An 18,108-nucleotide genomic window follows, 5' to 3' on the forward strand; every position below is an offset into this window, starting at 1 on the left:
GACGTGGCCATCGAAGGGCGGTCAGCGGGCGTGCTGATCCAAGAAGCTGCGGCATTGGTCGAAATCGCGCAGGCACGGGTCGGGCAGGGCGATGCCCTTGCGCTCGGCGAGACTGCGGGCGAAGGCGACCATGCGCTCGGTCGGTTCGCGCCGACGCCGTGCGTCGGAGCCGGGCGCATCGGCAACCGGAGTGCTTTCCGCAGCGGCGGCAGCCGGCGGGGCACTGCCATCGGCCTTTGTTTTGCGGGTGCGCCGTGGCTTCGGCGCCATGGATTCTCCGTTGGTGGAAGCCGTGGCTTTGCGCGTTCGCCGACGCACCGGCTTCGCCGCGTCACCGGGTGCCGCCGGAGCGCCGCGGGCTGTTTTCCCCCTAGCGGTTGTGCCCCGACGGGCGAATCGCGCCTTGGGGGCAGGCAGGCCGAGATCGAGCGCGGTGCCGCGTTGTCCGACCAGCGCACCGATCAGCCGGTCGGCCTCGCTGGCGATGGCATCGATCACGCGGCGGAAATCGGCGCGGCCGGTCACCACCTCGTCTAGCTTCATTTCCCACAGTGCGGTGGTACCGGGATCGACCAGGGTCGGGGCGGCGGCGCGCAGGGTCTCGAACAGATGCAGGCCGGCCGGGGTCGGCACCAGCCACTTGCCGTCCGCCCCCAGCAGATTCTGCTTGCGCAGACCCTTGATCACCTCGGCGCGGGTGGCCGGGGTGCCGATGCCCTTGGCCTCCTTCAGCCGGTCGCGCAGAGGCGGGTCCTCGACGAACCTCCAGGCGTTCTGCATGGCATCGACCAGCGTGCCTTCGTTGTAGCGCGGCGGCGCCTGGGTGCGCTTGGCCTCCACCTTGGGATCGCTCAGGGTCGCCGTTTCGCCGTCGTTCAGGGGCGGCAGGGTCTGTTCGGTCTCCTCCTCCGGCTTGCCATCGGATTCAGCCGAGCCGAAGGCGGCCTTCCAGCCCAACTTCAACGGGATGCGGCCAACGGCGCGGAAGGCGACCGGCTTGATGCCTTCGGGTGTCGGCACCGGTACCGGCATGGTCACGCTGGTCTGGCGATACTCGTAATCCGGCATCACCGCCGCAAGGTAAGACCGGCAGATCAGCGCGAACAGCCGCTTCTCGTCATCGCTCAGTCGGAAGAGCCGCGATTCCAAATCGTCCAGCACATTGACGTTGGGGATCACCGCATGGTGCGACACGCCTTCCAGAGCCTTGTCGCAGAAATGGCCGGATTTGCCCTTGCGGATCACCGGCCGGGAAATGTCCAGATGCGCGAAGCCGCGCAGCCGGGTCAGCGCCCCGACGATGGCCGGCGCATCGGCGATCTGGTTCTCCGACAGGTATCGCGCCTCGGCGCGGGGATAGGTGATGAGCTTCTTGCCTTCGCCGTCATACAGCTCCTGCGCCACCGCCAGCGTGCGGTCGGCGGTCCAGCCCCAGCGCTGGCCGCAGGTCTTTTGCAGCGACGGAAGGTCGTACAGCTTGGGCGGCGCCTGTCGCTTCTCCTCCACCGTCACGGTCAGCGGACCGCGGTGGTTGTCGGCGGCACGCGCGATGGCTTCGGCGGCGGCGCGGTCCTTGATGCGGTCCTTCGGCGCCGGGGCATGGCGCATCTGGAAGCTGCCTTCCGCCACGGTGGCGGTCGCCACCACCTCGAAATAATCCTCCGGCTTGAAGTTGCGGATCTCCAGCTCGCGCAGGCAGACGATGGCCAGCGTCGGGGTCTTCACCCGGCCGATGCCGATGACGCCGCGGGTGCCGGGGGCCAGCAGGGTCTTGGTCGCCGTGCGGGTCAGCGACAGGTTGTAGATCTGGTCAGCCTGCTGGCGCGCCACCGCGGCCTCGTAGAGCGGCCGCATGCTGTCGTTCGGCTTCAGCGTGGCGAAGGCGTCGCGCAGGGTCTTGGGGTCCTGGGCTGTGAAAAGCGCGCGCCGCACCTTGCCGCGATAGCCGACATGCTCCAGGATTTCCTGGCCGATCAGCTGGCCCTCGCGGTCGCAGTCGGTGGCGAGGATCACCTCGTCGCAGCCGCGCAACGCGGCGGCGATCGCCTGCAGCTTCGCCGCCTTGTTGCCGCCCTGGTCGGGCCGGGTCGGATAAAGACCGTCCGGTTTCAGCAGGGTCGGCGACCAGCGCTTCCAGGCGGGATCGACCTCGTCAGGCTCGGCAAGCCGCAGCAGATGGCCCTCGGCCGGCAGGATGCGGCCGTAACGGTCGCCCAGGGCCGCGCGCAGGTCTTTCGCCTGGCTGGATTTCTCGGTGATGATCAGCGTCGCCATGCGCCGGAGGATACGGGATTGAAGGAAACGGAGCAAGAACATGCGCGCGACCAGCATGGCTTTCGGCATGGCGCTGTTGCCGCAGCCTTGGCCGGCCTGACGATCCTGGCCGGCGTGCCCGCGGCCCATGCCGAGCGGCCGCTGCTGCCCGGCGTTGGCCTGGGCGACCGGCGGACGCCGGTCGATGCCGCCGCAGACCCCTGGCGCAGCGTGGTGCGGGTGCAGACCAATCTGGCTGGACGCTGCACCGGGGCGCTGGTCGGCCGGCGCACGGTGGTGACAGCCGGCCATTGCCTGTTCAATCCGCGCACCCGGCGCTTTCTCCAGGCATCGTCGCTGCATGTCCTGTTCGGCTATGACCGTGGCGAGTACACCCGCCATGTCACGGTGGCACGGGTGGCGACCGACCCCGCTTACGACCCGGCGGCGGCGACGCCCATGCTTGGCGGCGACTGGGCGATTCTGACCCTGGCGGAGCCGGCGCCGGATCAGGTGCCGCCGCTTCCCGTCAGCGTGGCGCCGCTGCGGCCCGGCACCCCGCTGATGCTCGGCGGCTACAGCCAGGACCGGGCACAGATCCTGATGGCCGACAGCGCCTGCCGTCTGCTGGGAGAAAACGGCGGGCTTCTTGTGCACGACTGCGACGCCACGCGCGGGACCAGCGGCGGGCCGCTGCTGGTGCGGACGGCGGGCGGCGCCGGAACTGATGGCATCGGGGCGAGCGGCGGGGGTTGGGCGGTCGCCGGAGTCGGCGTCGCCGCCGGAAACGCACCGGCCGTGCGCAATTTTGCGGTCCCGGCCGCGCATTTCGCCGCACTTTTGGCGAAGGATACCGCCGCGGGTCAGCCCTGAGCGGCGGATGCGCATTTTTTTCTTCGCGCGCGGCCCCGAATGGCATAGACGTACCCGCATCTTTTTCAGCCCCCGGAACCCGGAGTCTTTCCGTCATGTCGATCCAGCGCTTCCACACCGGACCGCGCATGAGCCAGATGGTCGTCCACAAGGACACGGTCTATCTCGCCGGTCAGGTCGCCGACGAGCCGACGCCCGACGTCGAACGTCAGACCATCCAGATCCTGGCCCAGATCGACGCCCTGCTGGCGGAAGCGGGCAGCGACAAGAGCAAGCTGCTGTCGGCCACCATCTATCTGGCCGACATCGCCAGCTTCGGCGCGATGAACAAGGCCTGGGACGCCTGGGTCGATCCGGCCAATCCGCCGGCCCGCGCCACGGTGGAAGCCAAGCTGGCCGCTCCCCAGTATCTCGTTGAAATTCAGGTCACCGCTGCTAAATAAGGCGGCGGAAACGGGGCGACCCGGCAGCCTCGGTTGGGGTGTGCCGGCGTGGCCCGAACGCTGTGAGGGCCGCGCGCTTCAATATTCCGACAAATTGCTTGTCGGTTTACGGAATGTTAATGACGCCTTAACAGATCGCCCGTAAAACCCCGACCAACCTCTGCCGCCGAAGCGGACGACCCCTGACGGTCGCGCTTCGGTTGTCGCGTTACTGCAATGGAACCGCAACATGCCGCGCCAAACGCCACTGTCTGACATTCGGAACATCGGCATCATCGCCCACGTCGACGCGGGCAAGACGACGACCACCGAGCGCATTCTGTACTACACCGGTCGCAAGCACACGATCATCGACGTCCACGAGACGAAGGATCTGAAGACGTCGACGACGACCGACTACATGGAGCAGGAGCAGAAGCGCGGCATCACCATTCAGTCGGCCGCTGTCTCCGCTTTCTGGCGTGAGAAGAAGATCAACGTCATCGACACCCCGGGCCACGTCGACTTCACCATCGAGGTGAACCGTTCGCTGCGCGTGCTCGACGGTGCGGTCGTGGTGTTCGACGGCGTCGCCGGCGTGGAGCCGCAGTCGGAGACCAACTGGCGTCTGGCGGACAACTACAACGTTCCGCGTATCTGCTACGTCAACAAGATGGACCGTTCGGGCGCGAACTTCCAACGTTGCGTCAGCATGATCAAGACCCGCCTCAACGCGCGTCCGGTCTGCATCCAGGTTCCGCTCGGCTCGGAAGACAACTTCCGCGGCATGGTCGATCTGGTCGAGATGAAGGCCTATGTCTGGTTCTCCGACGACAAGGACGCCAAGTGGGAGACCTGGGAGATCACCGACGATCTCGCCCAGAAGCTCAACCTGACCGTCAAGGAAGACCTGGACAACGTCGCCAGCATTCCGGCTCTGCGCGCCGAACTCGTCGACACTGCCCTGGAGCAGGACGACGCGGCGATGGAGGCCTATCTGGAGAGCGGTGAGGAGCCGTCGGCCGCCGTGCTGCGCGCCTGCCTGCGCAAGGGCACGATCACCAGCGCCTTCACCCCCGTGCTCTGCGGCTCGTCCTACAAGAACAAGGGCGTCTGCCAGGTTCTGGATGCGGTCGTCGATCTGCTGCCGGCCCCGACCGACGTCGAGGCGATCAAGACGGTGGACGAGGACGGCAACCCGAACGGCGAGCGTCTCAGCTCCGACGACGCGCCCTTCTCGGCGCTGGCCTTCAAGGTGCTGAACGACACCTACGGCTCGATGACCTTCGTCCGCGTCTATTCGGGCGTGCTGACCAAGGGCATGTCGATCCTGAACTCGACCCGCGGCAAGCGCGAGAAGATCGGCCGCATGGTCGAGATGTACGCGAAGGACGCAAACCCGATCGAGGAAGCCCGCGCCGGCGACATCATCGCGCTCGTCTCCCTGCAGGAGACCGAGACCGGTGACACGCTGTGCGACGCCTCCGCGCCGGTGATCCTGGAGCGCATGCGCTTCCCCGACCCCGTCATCAGCGTCTCGGTCGAGCCGAAGACCAAGGGCGAGCAGGAGAAGTTCTCGATCGCGCTCGGCAAGATGGTCCGCGCCGATCCGTCGCTCCGCCTGGAGACCGACCGTGAAACCGGCCAGACCATCCTGCGCGGCATGGGCGAGCTGCACCTGGAAGTGACGCTCGACCGTATGCGCACGGAGTTCGGCGTGGAAGGCAACATGGGCAAGCCCCAGGTCGCCTACCGCGAGACGATCACCAAGCCGGTCGAATACACCTACACCCACAAGAAGCAGACCGGTGGTTCGGGTCAGTTCGCCGAGGTGAAGATCGTCTTCGCGCCGCGCGAGCGGGGTGAGGGCTTCGAGTTCCTCGACGAGACGGTCGGCGGCACGGTTCCGCGCGAATACGTTCCGTCGGTCAAGAAGGGTCTGGAGATGCAGAAGGAAGACGGCGTCCTCGCCGGCTACCCGACTGTGGACTTTAGCGCCCGCCTGGTGGACGGCAAGTACCACGACGTCGACTCGAATGCCTTGACGTTCGAAATCGCCGCCAAGGCCTGCTTCCGCGAGGCTCTGCCGAAGGCCGGTCCGATCCTGCTCGAGCCGGTTATGAAGGTCGAGATCGTCACCCCCGACGATTACCTGGGCGACGTCATCGGCGACGTGAACCGTCGTCGCGGCACCGTCCTGGGCCAGCTGGAGCGTGGTTCGAACATCGCCGTCGAGGCCAATGTCCCGCTGAACGAAATGTTCGGCTACATCGGCCAGCTGCGCGGCATGACCTCGGGCCGTGCGTCCTACACGATGGAGTTCAGCCACTACGAGCCGGTGCCGCGCAACGTCACCGACGAAATCGTGGCCGGCCGCAACAAGGCCGCCTGATCGCTTGGCCCCGACTTTTCGGAGCTGGCAATCGGGAGACATCCGGTAAAGCAGACGGCCGGCGGAGCGATCCGCCGGCCGTTCGCCGTTTCAGGGGACGGAGGATGGAAACAGGGGCATAAGGCCTTTCGTTCCAGGCAGGCCCGTCGTCTGCACCGATGGCATAAGGGACATAGGTCGGCGGCCTAAGGCACCGGGACGGCGGCCAATGACCAATTCATTATCGTTTTGCAACCAAAAAATAGTTGGCAGTTCGTCGAATCCGTGCCCAAATTTGGAGCATGACGATTCGACGCTTCTTTTCCTTGACTGTGCTTTTGACGCTGACCCTCGGGGTGCCGGCCGGGGCAGGGCAGGGGAACATGCGTCTGGACAGTCTTTTCCAGGCTTTGAACACCACCACCGACGCGACCTATGCCGAATCGGTAGAGGAGCATATCTGGGATTTCTGGCTCGATCATCCCGACCCGGTGATGGTGCGCGACATGCGCGCCGGGGTGAACAGCCTGAACGGCGACGATTACGATTCGGCCCTGCACGCCTTCGACGCCGTGGTCGCCCGTGATCCGTCCTATGCGGAAGGTTGGAACAAGCGCGCCGCCACCCACTACATGCTGGGCGACTACCGCGGCGCCATGTTGGATCTGCATCACGCGCTGTCGCTGGAGCCCCGCCATTTCGGGGCGCTGGTGGAGTTGGGGTTGGTCTATCTGGCGTTGGGCGACGAGAAGCCTGCTTTGCGTGCCTTTGACGCGGCGTTGAAGATCAATCCGCATCTGACGCGGGTTCGGGCCCAGGCCGATGCGATCCGCAATCGCCGAGCGGGAACCGAACTGTAGGCCGCCGACCGACACTCCCAATCGCCCCGCCGACCGTCACGCGTAAAACTGTCATGAAAAACCCGCGATAGAGGTATAACATCCGACGCCGCGACCGCCATGCGGTCGATGTGTCATGACCGCACGTCCGTGACGTATGGATGTGCCGTCGTCGCGGGTGGAGGCGGGATGTTCGACCATGCGATCCAGATGATCGGTGAGTTGCGGGTGCTGAGCGCGCTCGGCCTCCTCTGCCTGTCCTTCATCCTGCCGCTGACGATTTTCATCGGCCGCAGCAACATCAAGAACGTGCGTCAGAAGATCATTTCCGATCTCGAATCTGTCTTTCGCGTCGAAGGGCAGGATCACGACCAGCTGATCCCATCCTTCGAATTCGCCGCCTACAAATACCGGGCGCTGCCGCAGGGGCCGGATTGGACGCAGCCGTCGGAATGGCGGGCCTATTTCTTCCCGGTTCTTGTCTTCATCATGGTCTCCTTCAGCGGTTTCCTGACCTCCAGTGGCATGTTGCTGGGCAAGGACCGGCTGGACCATTTCCAGCCCCTGTTCAGCGGCATGACCTTGTATGGAGTCGACGGCGTATCGCGGATCGACATGGTGCATTACCAGCTCCAGACGGTGGCGGTGCTGTCCTTCTCCTTCTTCGGCGCCTATGTCTGGTCGATCGATTATCTGATCCGCCGAATCTCCAACTACGATCTGTCGCCGATCTCCTTCCTGCGGGTGACGGGGCACATCATTCTGGCCTGCATCACAGCGGTCACACTGCATCACGCCTATATGGACCTGGCGCAGATGGTGCCGGAGCAGGCGGTTGGCGACCGCGTGCCGGAACTGCTGGTTGCCTTTCTGGTCGGCTTCTTTCCCAAGCTGGGTCTGCAAACCCTGCTGAGCCGGGTGCCGCAGTTGCAGATCCGGCGAATCGATCCCCGGGCGCAGAGCTTCATCCGCGAGTATCCCATCGACATGATCCTGGGCATCGACTCGGCCATCAAGTTCCGGCTGGCGGAGTTCGAGATCGAGGACGTGCAGAATCTCGCCACGGCCAACCCGATCCTGCTGTTCGTCGAAACGCCTTACGGCATCTACGAGACGATGGACTGGGTGGCGCAGGCGCAGCTGATCCTGGCGCTCGACCTCGACCAGATCGAGGCGCTGCGCGTCGTCAACATCCGCACCATCTTCGACGTGGAACGCTTCATGAGCCGCCCGGAGTCGCGGCCGCGGCTGGTCCAGGCATTGAACTGTCCCAAGACGGACGGGAAGGGTGGGGTGCTGCTGGCCGAGCGCGGTATCACGATGGAGAATCTCGAATCGGTGGTGCTGTCCATCGGCGAGGATCTGCACGTCCAGCGCCTGCGCCAGATTTGGCGGAACATCGAATTGAAGTTGAGCATGGACCTGCCGCAGGTGCTGCGCGACCGTGCCCTGCTGAATGCCGGTCGGGCGCCGGTGCGGCCTGTCGCGGTCGCAGATGTCGCAGTCGGGGAGGCAGGCACCGGCCAGGAGCCGGCACCGGCTGCCGTTCGGGTGCCGGTTCCCGCCGAATGACCGGCGGTCGGAGTGCTGCCGGTAATCGGCCTTGACAAGTTCCAGGGTTTTCCTATAGTCGCACCCTCTCGCCGCCCTGCATGGGTGGCGGGTAACATTGTGCGTTCCCGCACCCGGTCTTGTGTCGGGCGGGATTTGCTCGGTGTGTAGGCGGCCCGACGGGCTGCCGTTGAGATATCGAGACTGAGGAGAGTAGCGTGGCGCGTATTGCTGGCGTCAACATCCCCGCGCAGAAGCGCGTGGAGATCGGGTTGACCTACATCCATGGCATCGGCCCCTTCAAGGCCAAGGAAATCTGCGCGAAGCTGGAAATCCCGGCCGAGCGTCGCGTGAACGAGCTGACGGACGACGAAGTCCTGAAGATCCGCGAGACCATCGACGCCGACTACCGCGTCGAGGGCGACCTTCGTCGTGAAGTCGCCATGAACATCAAGCGTCTGATGGACCTGGGCTGCTACCGTGGCCTGCGTCACCGCAAGGGCCTGCCGGTCCGCGGCCAGCGCACCCACACGAATGCCCGCACCCGCAAGGGTCCGGCCAAGCCGATCGCCGGCAAGAAGAAGTAAGAGGACGAACGCAAAATGGCCAAGCCCTCCGCCGCTTCTCAGCGCCTGCGTCGTCGCGAGCGCAAGAACATCACCGCCGGCGTCGCTCACGTGAACGCCTCGTTCAACAACACGATGATCACCATCACCGACGCGCAGGGCAACACCATTGCCTGGTCGTCGTCGGGCACCATGGGCTTCAAGGGTTCGCGCAAGTCGACGCCCTACGCCGCCCAGGTCGCTGCCGAGGACGCTGGCCGCAAGGCTCAGGAACACGGCATGAAGACCCTGGAAGTCGAAGTGAAGGGTCCGGGTTCGGGGCGTGAGTCCGCGCTCCGCGCCCTGCAGTCGATCGGCTTCCAGATCACGTCGATCCGCGACGTCACGCCGATCCCGCACAACGGCGTTCGCCCGCCGAAGAAGCGTCGCGTCTGATTTAGCTTTTGTTTCCGCACCCGCGGGGACCGACCGTTCCGGGACAGGGGGCCGCAGCCATCGCGGCCCCCTCAGCATGGGAACGGTTCGGGCCTCGCGGGTTCGTGTTCACCCGATGGCATCTTGAGGTCGATCCGTGCTTCAGAAGAACTGGCAGGAACTGATTAAGCCGAGCAAGCTGGACATCCAGCCCGGTGACGATGCCGACCGCTTCGCGACCGTGGTCGCCGAGCCGCTGGAACGCGGCTTTGGTCTGACGCTCGGCAACGCGCTGCGCCGCATCCTGCTCTCCTCGCTGCAGGGTGCCGCCGTCACGGCGATCCACATCGACGGCGTGCTGCACGAGTTCTCGTCGATCCCCGGCGTCCGCGAGGACGTGACCGACATCGTCCTGAACATCAAGACGATGGGTCTGCGCATGGGCGGCGACGGCCCGAAGCGCATGCGCCTGCGCGCCGAAGGCCCGGGCGAGGTCAAGGCCGGCATGATCGAGACCGGCCCTGACATCCAGGTCATGGATCCGGAACTGGTCATCTGCACGCTGGACAACGGCGCGCGGCTGAACATGGAACTGACGGTCGAGACCGGCAAGGGCTATGTTCCGGCCAGCCAGAACCGTCCGGAAGACGCGCCCATCGGCCTGATTCCGATCGACGCCCTGTTCTCGCCCGTGCGCAAGGTGTCTTATAAGGTCGACAATGCCCGCGTCGGGCAGGTCACCGACTATGACCGCCTGTCGATGACGGTGGAGACCAACGGTTCGGTCAAGCCGGACGACGCGGTGGCTCTCGCCGCCCGCATCCTGCAGGACCAGCTGCAGCTGTTCATCAACTTCGAGGAGCCGACGCACGCCGTCTCCGAGGAGAAGCACGAGGAGGTTCCGTTCAACAAGAACCTGCTCCGCAAGGTGGACGAGCTGGAACTGTCGGTCCGTTCGGCCAACTGCCTCAAGAACGACAACATCGTCTACATCGGCGATCTGGTGCAGAAGACGGAGGCGGAAATGCTCCGCACCCCGAACTTCGGCCGCAAGTCGCTGAACGAGATCAAGGAAGTGCTGTCCCAGATGGGCCTGCACCTCGGTATGGAAATCCCGAACTGGCCGCCGGAGAACATCGAAGAGCTGGCCAAGCGTCTGGAAGAGCCGTACTAAGCATCTCGGTTTTTTGCCGCGCCCTTTCCGTCTTCGGACGGGAGGGGCGCATTTCCCAGGGCCGCCACGGCCCGACCCGGCAGCCGTACCAGCGCTATGACTGGGCGGCGGGGTACACGATCGGCTCCCCGAGGGGGGCCATGCCATGAAGGAGGACCGCCATGCGTCACGGCGTTTCGGGACGTAAGTTCAGCAAGACCAGCAGCCACCGCAAGGCCATGTTCTCGAACATGGCGAACGCGGTGATCAAGCACGAGCAGATCACCACCACCCTGCCGAAGGCGAAGGACCTGCGTCCGATCGTCGACAAGCTGATCACGCTCGGCAAGAAGGGTGGCCTGGCCAACCGTCGTCTGGCTTTCGCCCAGCTGCGCGACAACGAGACGGTGACCAAGCTGTTCACCGTCCTGGCCGACCGCTACAAGGACCGTCAGGGTGGCTACAGCCGCGTCCTGAAGGCCGGCTTCCGCTACGGCGACGCCGCCGACATGGCGGTGTTCGAACTGGTCGAGCGTGACGTTTCGGCCAAGGGTCAGAACTCCGGCCCGACGCAGGACGTCGCCGAGGCCGAAGGCGAGACCGCCGAGTAACATGACCGGCAATCGCGCCGGTCTCACGCCCTGTGCGGCATCGGGTCCCAGGGCCCCGTATCGCACAGGACGGGATCGCCGATATTGGTGATATATTAGACCCTTCCTCCGGTTCACCGGAGGAAGGGTTTTCTCATTTGTGGCCGGTCAAATGTTGCGTTCTCTTTACACACGCCTCCAGCGCCTGTCCGCCCGCGACGATGCCGTCTGGTGGATGTCGGCGATCTCCTTCGCCGAAAGCTCCTTCTTCCCATTGCCGCCGGACGTGATGCTGGTGCCGATGTGTCTGGAGAAGCCGAAGAGGCTGTGGTTCTACACCAACATCTGCGCCTTCGCGTCGCTGCTCGGCGGAATGCTGGGCTATGCGCTGGGCTTCTATCTGTTCGAGAGCGTCGGGCGGATGATCATCGACTTCTACAACGCGCAGGAGTCGTTCCAGCATTTCCAGGAGATGTTCTCCGAGTTCGGCCCCTGGTTCCTGATCCTTAAGGGGGTGACGCCGATCCCCTACAAGCTGCTGACGATCACCGCCGGCTTCGCCCATCTCGACCTGACGGTCTTCATCCTCTGTTCCATCGTCGCACGCTTTTCCCGCTTCTACATGATTGCCATCCTGCTGCACTTCTACGGCCCGCAGGTTCAGCACATCATCGAAAAGCGCCTGATGCTGGTGGCCACCGTCCTGCTGGTCGTGGTGGTCGGCGGCCTCCTCAGCTTCAAGTTCGTCTGAACGCTCTGGAGAGCGATCGCTTCGAGCGGAAATGCCCGAAGCGTGAATCACACGGTTCCCTCTGTTCAGTCCGGCATGCCCTGGTCCTGACGGTCGCGCCGGGACGGGGGCAGAGCGTCGCGATCGGCGCGGTCGCGGCGCACGATCATCACGATGGCGACCGCCACGAACAGACCGCCCAGCAGCGGCACGATCATCTCGCCCATGCCGATGTTGGGCAGCGCCAGCACGCGCGAGGCCAGCATGACGAGGCCGAGGACGAGCAGCGCAAGCAGCAGCCGCAAGGACCGGTGGCGCGGCGGGTTGCGTGTCGATCTGCCGTCCGATTCCGGTGTCATTTCAGTCATTCCCTTCTTGCTACTGATATCGGCATAGTGGAGACCGAATGGGGGATGGTCCAGAGGGGTGTGGCATTCCGTCATGCCAAAGACCAGTCCCACAACAAGAACAATAGGAGCCGTCGTGGCTATGTTCCGTCCGGTCCGTCTCGTTGCCCCGCTCGTGGCCGTGGCTCTGCTCGGTCTGTCGGCCTGCGCCGATCCGGCCTCGCGCCCCGCCGCCGGCCCGGCGCCCACCGTTACCGTGGTCCCGGGACCGTCCACCCCGCGCGCCGGGGCCGACGACCAGTCGCTGCGGATCGACGGGGGCACCGGTGCCGGCGCGTCCTGCCAGGCCCAGTGCGAGCGCAGCCACAATTCCTGCATGGACTCGGTCGCGGCCCGCAACCAGGGTGGCATCGACCGCACCGACTCGACTCCCTTCAGCCCGACCGACAATTGCAGCTACCAGCTGAAGCAGTGCTACCAGCGCTGCACCTCGGTGCGCTGAGGCGGCGGTCATGGCAAAACGCGGCGAGTCGGGCGGGGATGCCGGGCTGTTCTCTGCGGCGGCTCCCCGTCCGCTCGCCGACCGGCTGCGCCCGCGCACCCTGGACGAGGTCGTCGGGCAGGACCATCTGCTGAAGCCCGACGGCCCGCTGGGCCGCATGGTCGCGGCGCGGCGGCTGGCCTCCATGATCCTGTGGGGGCCGCCCGGCTGCGGCAAGACCACCATTGCCCGCCTGCTGGCCCACAGCACCGACCTGCATTTCGAACCGCTGTCGGCGGTGTTCTCCGGTGTCGCCGACCTGCGCAAGGTCTTCGACGCCGCGCGCGCGCGCCGGGTGGCGGGGCAGGGGACGCTGCTGTTCATCGACGAGATCCACCGCTTCAACCGGTCCCAGCAGGATGGCTTCCTGCCCTTCGTCGAGGACGGCACTGTCACGCTGGTCGGCGCCACCACCGAGAATCCGTCCTTCGAACTGAACGCCGCCCTGCTGTCGCGGGCGCAGGTCTTCGTGTTGAGCCGGCTGGACGATGCGGCGCTGGAAAAGCTGCTGTCACGGGCCGAGGCGGAGATGGGCCGCCCGCTGCCGCTGGACGCCGATGCGCGCGCCGCGGTGAAGGCGATGGCCGATGGCGACGGCCGCTTCTGTCTGAACCTGTGCGAGGAGCTGTTCGCGCTGCCGGGCGACACGGTGCTGGACACCAATGCGCTTGCCGCCACCATCCAGCGCCGCGCCCCGCTCTACGACAAGTCGCAGGAAGGGCACTACAACCTCATCAGCGCCCTGCACAAGTCGCTGCGCGGGTCGGATACCGACGCTGCCCTCTATTGGTACAGCCGCATGCTGGACGGCGGCGAGGACCCGCGTTACATCGCACGGCGTCTGACCCGCTTTGCGGTGGAGGATATCGGGCTGGCCGATCCCAACGCACTGACCCAGGCGGTTGCCGCATGGGAGGCCTATGAACGGCTGGGCAGCCCGGAGGGTGAACTGGCCCTGGCACAGCTGGTCATCTATCTGGGGACGGCGCCGAAGTCGAACGCGGGATATACGGCCTACAAGGCGTCGGTGCGGGCGGCCAAGGAGACCGGCTCGCTGATGCCGCCAAAGCATATCCTGAATGCGCCGACAAAGCTGATGAAGACCATCGGCTACGGCAAGGGTTACGAGTACGACCACGACACGGCGGAGGGCTTCTCCGGCCAGAATTATTTCCCCGACGGGATGGCGCGGCGCGAGTTCTACCAGCCGGTGGAGCGCGGTTTCGAGCGCGATCTGCGCAAGCGGCTGGACTATTGGGCCAAGCTGCGCGAGCGACGGGGAGAGGAATAGGCAAAAAGATTTCGCCCCGTCCTACGCCGACGCGCGGGACAGGGCGAATGACTTGCCCGGAAACAAGCGGTTCTTACGCCGCCATCCCATCGGCCGGGGAGGAGGCGATCAGCCGGTAATGGCTGGTGTCGGCGAGGACCGAACAGCTCAGGGTCTTCGAGACGCCCTCGTCCTCGGTGCTGACGACGCGGGCGTGGGGGATGCCCAGCAGGTTGACCGTTGCCGTCACCCGCCAACCGCGGCCGCCGGCACTGCCGACCGGTTGGAAAACCTGCCCGATCTGGACATGCTTCTTGCTCATGACGGAAAACCCTCGGACGGCCGGTCACCCATGGGTGAGTCGGCCTGTTGCGCAAAACTCAACCGACAGTTAAGCGCAGCAACATGTCGCGATCAACAGGGAAACCGTCGACCATCCCACAGGCCGGTAAACGCACGGTGAAATGTCACGGCCCGCCGGCGTATCAGCAGCCCGATTTCGGCAGAGCCTCGATCTTTTCCAGCACGGCGTTGACGGTGAAATCGCCATAGTCGATCTGCATGGACTCAGCGATGCCGTTTTCCAGCAGATGCAGGCTCATCTCATATTCCGGCTGGGCCGAATCGCTCTGGACCGGGAAGAAGGCCATGCGGACCGGCCAGGCCTTGCCCACCTTCAGCAGCGGATCCTTGCCGGCATCCTTCGGCGCACCGGGCTTGCCGACGACGGTCGACACCTCGGTCGGGCCCTCCGCGTCGGAGCCGTCGAAGATGGTGCGGGTGAAGAAGGGCTCCTTGCGTTCGGCATGATCCAGGATCGCCAGCGTGTGGGCGGTCGGGAACATGGTGCCGGCCGCCAAATCCATCTCCTGCGGATCGGGCTTGGTGAACTGGGCACTGCCGGCGCCGCCTTCGCTCAGGTTCGCCTCGCCGCGCACCTCCTCGTCGACCTCGCCGTTCACCAGCTTGCGGACGTTGAAGCGGTAGCGCAGACCGTTCTTCGCCTCCCACGTCGTGTAGTTGGTGTTCATCGCCATGTCCTCGCCCTCGCTGTAGACGAAGCGCAACTGGAAGCGCTGCTCCGTCGTCCAGCCGTCGCAGGCGTCGGCCCATTCGAACATCATGCGGCCGCGGACGTCGCTGACCTTCGAGCCGTTGCGCGCCGACCCCAGCGACATGGCGTAGATCGCCCGGTGGGGCTGGATCTTGGCCGCCACCGCCGCCAGCGAGGTCGCGGCCGGCTGAGCCAGGACAGGGGAGGCCGCGAAAAGCGCACCGGCGGAAACGGCGGCTGCGAAGACCGCACCAACGGTTGCCGGAAGGGCAGAGAGACGGTCGAGCAAGACGGGATCCACAGGTGATTGACGGCTCTTGGTGGAGTATGGGTGTTTTTGCCGCGGTCCGAAAGGCCCGCCACCCGAATGTCCTATCAATGGAAGGGAACCGCCGGAATGACAAGCCCTGCCGAGGTGCAGCCCGTGACGCAGTCGGACAGTCCCGTCTCCGACTCCTCCGCCCGGCCCGTGCTGCTGCTGACCCGCCGCCTTCCAGATGCGGTGGAGGCGCGGGCGTCGCGCGACTACCGGGCGGTGCTCAACCCGGAGGACCGCGCCTTCAGCGGACAGGAGATCGCCGCCCGCGCCGCGGAGGTCGGAGCCGATGCCGTGCTCTGCTGTGCCGGCGACCGGCTGGATGCCGCCACCATCGCCGCCCTGCCGCGGAGCGTCCGGGTGCTGGCGACCTTTTCGGTCGGCACCGACCACATCGACCTGGAGGCGGCGCGCGCCCGCGGCCTGACCGTCACCAACACGCCTGACGTGCTGACCGACGCCACCGCCGACATCGCCCTGCTCCTGCTGCTGGGTGCGGCGCGCCGCGCCTCGGAGGGCGAGCGGATGATCCGGGCCAACGCCTGGACCGGCTGGACCCCGACCCAGCTGATGGGTACCCATGTCGGGGCCAAGCGGCTGGGCATCGTCGGCATGGGCCGCATCGGGCAGGCGGTGGCGGCCCGCGCCCGAGCCTTCGGCATGACCATCCATTACAGCAACCGCCGCCGCTTGGCCCCGGAGCTGGAACTGGGTGCCACCTACCATGCCGATCCCGAGGCGATGCTGCCGGTGTGCGATGTCCTGTCGCTTCATTTCCCGGCCACGGCGGAAACCCGACATTGGCTGAACGCCGAACGGATCGAGCGGCTCCCGCCCGGCGCCATCCTGATCAACACCGCGCGCGGCAGCGTGGTGGACGACGGCGCGGTGATCGACGCGCTGAAGCGGGGGCGTCTCGCGGCGGCCGGGCTCGACGTGTTCGAGAACGAGCCGAACCTGCATCCCGGCTATCGCGACCTGCCCAACTCCTTCCTGCTGCCGCATCTGGGCAGCGCCACGGTGGAGACGCGGAACGCCATGGGGTTCAAGGCGCTGGACAATGTCGACGCGGTGACGGCGGGCCGGCCGGCGCCGGACCGGGTGGTGTGAAGGGAGGGTGGAGCCTTTTGCCGGCCGCCCTCCGCTGCCTGGGATCGTCTGCCCGGCATCCCCGGCAGGGATTTCCTGCCCCGAACGATTGAAGTGGGCAGAAGATGCCGGTCTGGTGGGAAAGAGGCTCCACCCCTGCGGAATGATCCACCGGCGCAATCTGCCGGAAATGCATAAAATGCTTGGTATCTCCGGGGTGCGACGGGTTGGCACGGGGGTTGCTTGGAGGAAGGCGAAGTGTTCCGACCTTCATCAGAGGAGCCGACCCCATGAACGCCATCGTCGCCGCCCTGGACCTGAAGCATCACGCCGCCGACCGTTTCGACGTGCCGGCAGGCTGGTCGCCGGTCGCGCTGGCCTCGCGCGTCGGGCTTCTGCGGGGGACCGAGCGCCAGACGCTGGACGAGACGATCGCGCTGCTCGCCGAAGCAAAAGATACGATCGCCGAGTTGCAGGAGCGCATCGCCTACCTGGAAAGCCTGACGATGACGGACGAGCTGACCGGTCTCCTGAATCGGCGCGGCTTCTACAGCCACTTCCGGCGCGAACTGGCCTCGGCCCGGCGCAACGGCACTGCTGGCGGGCTGTTGGTCATGATCGACCTGGATGGCTTCAAGGCCATCAACGACACCCACGGCCATGTCGCCGGCGATGCCTATCTGCGGCAGGTGGCCCGCATGATCGTCGGCAATGTCCGGCAGGAGGATGTCGTCGCCCGGCTGGGCGGCGACGAGTTCGCCGTGCTGCTGACCAACACCGACACCGCCAACGGCCTCGCCCGCGCCCGCCAGCTGGCCGCCATCGCCGACGCAACCCATGTGGAATGGGGTGGCCAGAGCCTGCCGGTCCGCTTCTCCGTCGGCACCCAGCCCTATGGTGCCGAGGACAGCGAGGACGAGGTGATGCGCCGCGCCGACGCCATGATGTATGGCGCCAAGGGCGCCCGCCGCCGCGACGCCAAGCGCAAGGCGAAGCGGGCGGCGTGAGGAGGCCGGACGCCGCCCGTTATTGCCGTTCCGGACAATCGAGGCCGCCCGCGTCCGCCGCGGGCGGTTTTCCGTTTTCCGACAGGGCGATCGCAGTCCGATAAGGGATGCCGGCCAGCGGTTCGGTAACGACTATTTAACCGTCGCGACCTAATCAGAAAGGGGGTATACCGGATCTGCGGTCCCGCAACCGCGCCTTCGGCCTGCCGGCCGGGGGAAGCGCGTCCGCGGTGCGCAAGGTGCGGCATCGGACCGCGTGAACGGGACAGCGTGAACGCGGGGGTCACACGCAGGGAGGATGCATGCCAGCGGAGCCGTGCGGACCATTGGAGACCGGTGGTAAGCCGACCAAGACCGTCCTCATCGTCGAGGACAACGAGCTGAACATGAAGCTCTTTCATGACCTGCTCGAGGCGCACGGCTATGGCACGCTGCAGACCCGCGAAGGCATGGAGGCGATGCGTCTGGCGCGCCTGCATCGTCCCGACCTGATCCTGATGGACATCCAGCTGCCCGAAGTGTCGGGGCTGGAGGTCACCCGCTGGATCAAGGACGATCCGGAGTTGAAGAGCATCCCGGTCGTCGCAGTCACCGCCTTTGCCATGAAGGGCGACGAAGAGAAAATCCGTCAGGGCGGCTGCGAGGATTATGTAGCGAAGCCCATTTCGGTCGTGAAATTCCTTGAAACAGTCAAAAAGTTTCTCGGATAAGTCGCCTTCATC

The 18,108-nt window shown here is 65.8% G+C and carries 19 protein-coding genes; 15 read left to right on the top strand and 4 right to left on the bottom strand.

Going from position 1 to position 18,108, the window contains the following annotated elements; genetic code table 11:
* Window positions 1-21: 21 nt before the first annotated feature.
* Window positions 22-2,274: a DNA topoisomerase gene (locus tag GBZ48_RS17935; RefSeq protein WP_174472242.1), complete on the bottom strand. Its 2,253-nt coding sequence runs from the start codon at window positions 2,272-2,274 to the stop codon at window positions 22-24.
* 18 nt (window positions 2,275-2,292) lie between these two features.
* Here GBZ48_RS17935 and GBZ48_RS17940 point away from each other — a divergent pair, with 18 nt between their 5' ends.
* From GBZ48_RS17940 to GBZ48_RS17985, 10 genes are all read left to right on the top strand, one after another.
* Entirely contained in the window at window positions 2,293-3,126 is an 834-nt protein-coding gene (locus GBZ48_RS17940; protein WP_246307272.1) for a trypsin-like serine peptidase, read from the top strand.
* Window positions 3,127-3,221: 95 nt separating this feature from the next.
* Complete coding sequence (locus tag GBZ48_RS17945; RefSeq protein WP_109049819.1) at window positions 3,222-3,569, top strand: RidA family protein; 348 nt, start codon at window positions 3,222-3,224, stop codon at window positions 3,567-3,569.
* Between the two features lie 229 nt (window positions 3,570-3,798).
* Window positions 3,799-5,940 (top strand): elongation factor G, encoded by a 2,142-nt coding sequence (gene fusA / locus GBZ48_RS17950; protein WP_174472244.1) that lies wholly within the window; start codon window positions 3,799-3,801, stop codon window positions 5,938-5,940.
* A 362-nt stretch (window positions 5,941-6,302) separates the two neighbouring features.
* On the top strand, window positions 6,303-6,779 hold the full coding sequence (locus tag GBZ48_RS17955; RefSeq protein WP_246307273.1) for a tetratricopeptide repeat protein: 477 nt from the start codon (window positions 6,303-6,305) through the stop codon (window positions 6,777-6,779).
* Between the two features lie 168 nt (window positions 6,780-6,947).
* Window positions 6,948-8,330 carry a hypothetical protein gene (locus GBZ48_RS17960; RefSeq protein ID WP_174472246.1) on the top strand — a complete coding sequence of 461 codons (1,383 nt, stop codon included), beginning with the start codon at window positions 6,948-6,950 and terminating at the stop codon, window positions 8,328-8,330.
* 197 nt (window positions 8,331-8,527) lie between these two features.
* Entirely contained in the window at window positions 8,528-8,896 is a 369-nt protein-coding gene (gene rpsM, locus GBZ48_RS17965; RefSeq protein ID WP_012974491.1) for a 30S ribosomal protein S13, read from the top strand.
* 15 nt (window positions 8,897-8,911) lie between these two features.
* Window positions 8,912-9,310 carry a 30S ribosomal protein S11 gene (gene rpsK, locus GBZ48_RS17970; protein ID WP_012974490.1) on the top strand — a complete coding sequence of 133 codons (399 nt, stop codon included), beginning with the start codon at window positions 8,912-8,914 and terminating at the stop codon, window positions 9,308-9,310.
* A 136-nt stretch (window positions 9,311-9,446) separates the two neighbouring features.
* Window positions 9,447-10,463, top strand: coding sequence for a DNA-directed RNA polymerase subunit alpha (locus GBZ48_RS17975; protein WP_174472247.1), 1,017 nt, complete (start codon window positions 9,447-9,449; stop codon window positions 10,461-10,463).
* Window positions 10,464-10,624: 161 nt separating this feature from the next.
* The gene (rplQ, locus tag GBZ48_RS17980; RefSeq protein ID WP_109049822.1) at window positions 10,625-11,053 is read left to right on the top strand and encodes a 50S ribosomal protein L17; all 429 of its coding nucleotides are present in this window, start codon (window positions 10,625-10,627) and stop codon (window positions 11,051-11,053) included.
* Window positions 11,054-11,204: 151 nt separating this feature from the next.
* Entirely contained in the window at window positions 11,205-11,783 is a 579-nt protein-coding gene (locus tag GBZ48_RS17985) for a YqaA family protein (RefSeq protein WP_098739538.1), read from the top strand.
* 65 nt (window positions 11,784-11,848) lie between these two features.
* On the opposite strand, the gene GBZ48_RS17990 is transcribed toward GBZ48_RS17985, so the two are convergent.
* On the bottom strand, window positions 11,849-12,121 hold the full coding sequence (locus GBZ48_RS17990; protein ID WP_174472248.1) for a hypothetical protein: 273 nt from the start codon (window positions 12,119-12,121) through the stop codon (window positions 11,849-11,851).
* A gap of 124 nt (window positions 12,122-12,245) precedes the next feature.
* On the opposite strand from GBZ48_RS17990, the gene GBZ48_RS17995 reads away from it, so the two are divergent.
* Both GBZ48_RS17995 and GBZ48_RS18000 read left to right on the top strand, forming a co-directional pair.
* Window positions 12,246-12,611: a hypothetical protein gene (locus GBZ48_RS17995; RefSeq protein ID WP_146255487.1), complete on the top strand. Its 366-nt coding sequence runs from the start codon at window positions 12,246-12,248 to the stop codon at window positions 12,609-12,611.
* A 10-nt stretch (window positions 12,612-12,621) separates the two neighbouring features.
* A complete protein-coding gene (locus GBZ48_RS18000) occupies window positions 12,622-13,941 on the top strand; it encodes a replication-associated recombination protein A (RefSeq protein ID WP_174472249.1) in 1,320 nt (439 codons plus the stop codon).
* Between the two features lie 73 nt (window positions 13,942-14,014).
* Here GBZ48_RS18000 and GBZ48_RS18005 read toward each other — a convergent pair whose 3' ends face one another.
* Complete coding sequence (locus GBZ48_RS18005; RefSeq protein WP_174472250.1) at window positions 14,015-14,242, bottom strand: hypothetical protein; 228 nt, start codon at window positions 14,240-14,242, stop codon at window positions 14,015-14,017.
* A 163-nt stretch (window positions 14,243-14,405) separates the two neighbouring features.
* Window positions 14,406-15,263: a cell envelope integrity EipB family protein gene (locus GBZ48_RS18010; protein ID WP_211105802.1), complete on the bottom strand. Its 858-nt coding sequence runs from the start codon at window positions 15,261-15,263 to the stop codon at window positions 14,406-14,408.
* Between the two features lie 108 nt (window positions 15,264-15,371).
* Between GBZ48_RS18010 and GBZ48_RS18015 the strand changes: the two genes are divergently transcribed.
* From GBZ48_RS18015 to GBZ48_RS18025, 3 genes are all read left to right on the top strand, one after another.
* The gene (locus GBZ48_RS18015) at window positions 15,372-16,400 is read left to right on the top strand and encodes a 2-hydroxyacid dehydrogenase (RefSeq protein WP_174472252.1); all 1,029 of its coding nucleotides are present in this window, start codon (window positions 15,372-15,374) and stop codon (window positions 16,398-16,400) included.
* Window positions 16,401-16,669: 269 nt separating this feature from the next.
* Window positions 16,670-17,386 carry a GGDEF domain-containing protein gene (locus GBZ48_RS18020; RefSeq protein WP_174472253.1) on the top strand — a complete coding sequence of 239 codons (717 nt, stop codon included), beginning with the start codon at window positions 16,670-16,672 and terminating at the stop codon, window positions 17,384-17,386.
* A gap of 302 nt (window positions 17,387-17,688) precedes the next feature.
* A complete protein-coding gene (locus tag GBZ48_RS18025; RefSeq protein WP_098739544.1) occupies window positions 17,689-18,096 on the top strand; it encodes a response regulator in 408 nt (135 codons plus the stop codon).
* Window positions 18,097-18,108 lie beyond the last annotated feature (12 nt).

The sequence above is a fragment of the Azospirillum melinis genome (genome assembly GCF_013340935.1).
Lineage (GTDB): Bacteria > Pseudomonadota > Alphaproteobacteria > Azospirillales > Azospirillaceae > Azospirillum > Azospirillum melinis.

Coding starts and splice junctions, on each gene's coding strand:
- GBZ48_RS17935 (WP_174472242.1), bottom strand. CDS start 2,274: ATGGCGACGCTGATCATCACCGAGAAATCCAGCCAGGCGAAAGACCTG.
- GBZ48_RS17945 (WP_109049819.1), top strand. CDS start 3,222: ATGTCGATCCAGCGCTTCCACACCGGACCGCGCATGAGCCAGATGGTC.
- fusA (WP_174472244.1), top strand. CDS start 3,799: ATGCCGCGCCAAACGCCACTGTCTGACATTCGGAACATCGGCATCATC.
- GBZ48_RS17955 (WP_246307273.1), top strand. CDS start 6,303: ATGCGTCTGGACAGTCTTTTCCAGGCTTTGAACACCACCACCGACGCG.
- GBZ48_RS17960 (WP_174472246.1), top strand. CDS start 6,948: ATGTTCGACCATGCGATCCAGATGATCGGTGAGTTGCGGGTGCTGAGC.
- rpsK (WP_012974490.1), top strand. CDS start 8,912: ATGGCCAAGCCCTCCGCCGCTTCTCAGCGCCTGCGTCGTCGCGAGCGC.
- rplQ (WP_109049822.1), top strand. CDS start 10,625: ATGCGTCACGGCGTTTCGGGACGTAAGTTCAGCAAGACCAGCAGCCAC.
- GBZ48_RS17985 (WP_098739538.1), top strand. CDS start 11,205: ATGTTGCGTTCTCTTTACACACGCCTCCAGCGCCTGTCCGCCCGCGAC.
- GBZ48_RS17990 (WP_174472248.1), bottom strand. CDS start 12,121: ATGACACCGGAATCGGACGGCAGATCGACACGCAACCCGCCGCGCCAC.
- GBZ48_RS18000 (WP_174472249.1), top strand. CDS start 12,622: ATGGCAAAACGCGGCGAGTCGGGCGGGGATGCCGGGCTGTTCTCTGCG.
- GBZ48_RS18005 (WP_174472250.1), bottom strand. CDS start 14,242: ATGAGCAAGAAGCATGTCCAGATCGGGCAGGTTTTCCAACCGGTCGGC.
- GBZ48_RS18015 (WP_174472252.1), top strand. CDS start 15,372: ATGACAAGCCCTGCCGAGGTGCAGCCCGTGACGCAGTCGGACAGTCCC.
- GBZ48_RS18020 (WP_174472253.1), top strand. CDS start 16,670: ATGAACGCCATCGTCGCCGCCCTGGACCTGAAGCATCACGCCGCCGAC.
- GBZ48_RS18025 (WP_098739544.1), top strand. CDS start 17,689: ATGCCAGCGGAGCCGTGCGGACCATTGGAGACCGGTGGTAAGCCGACC.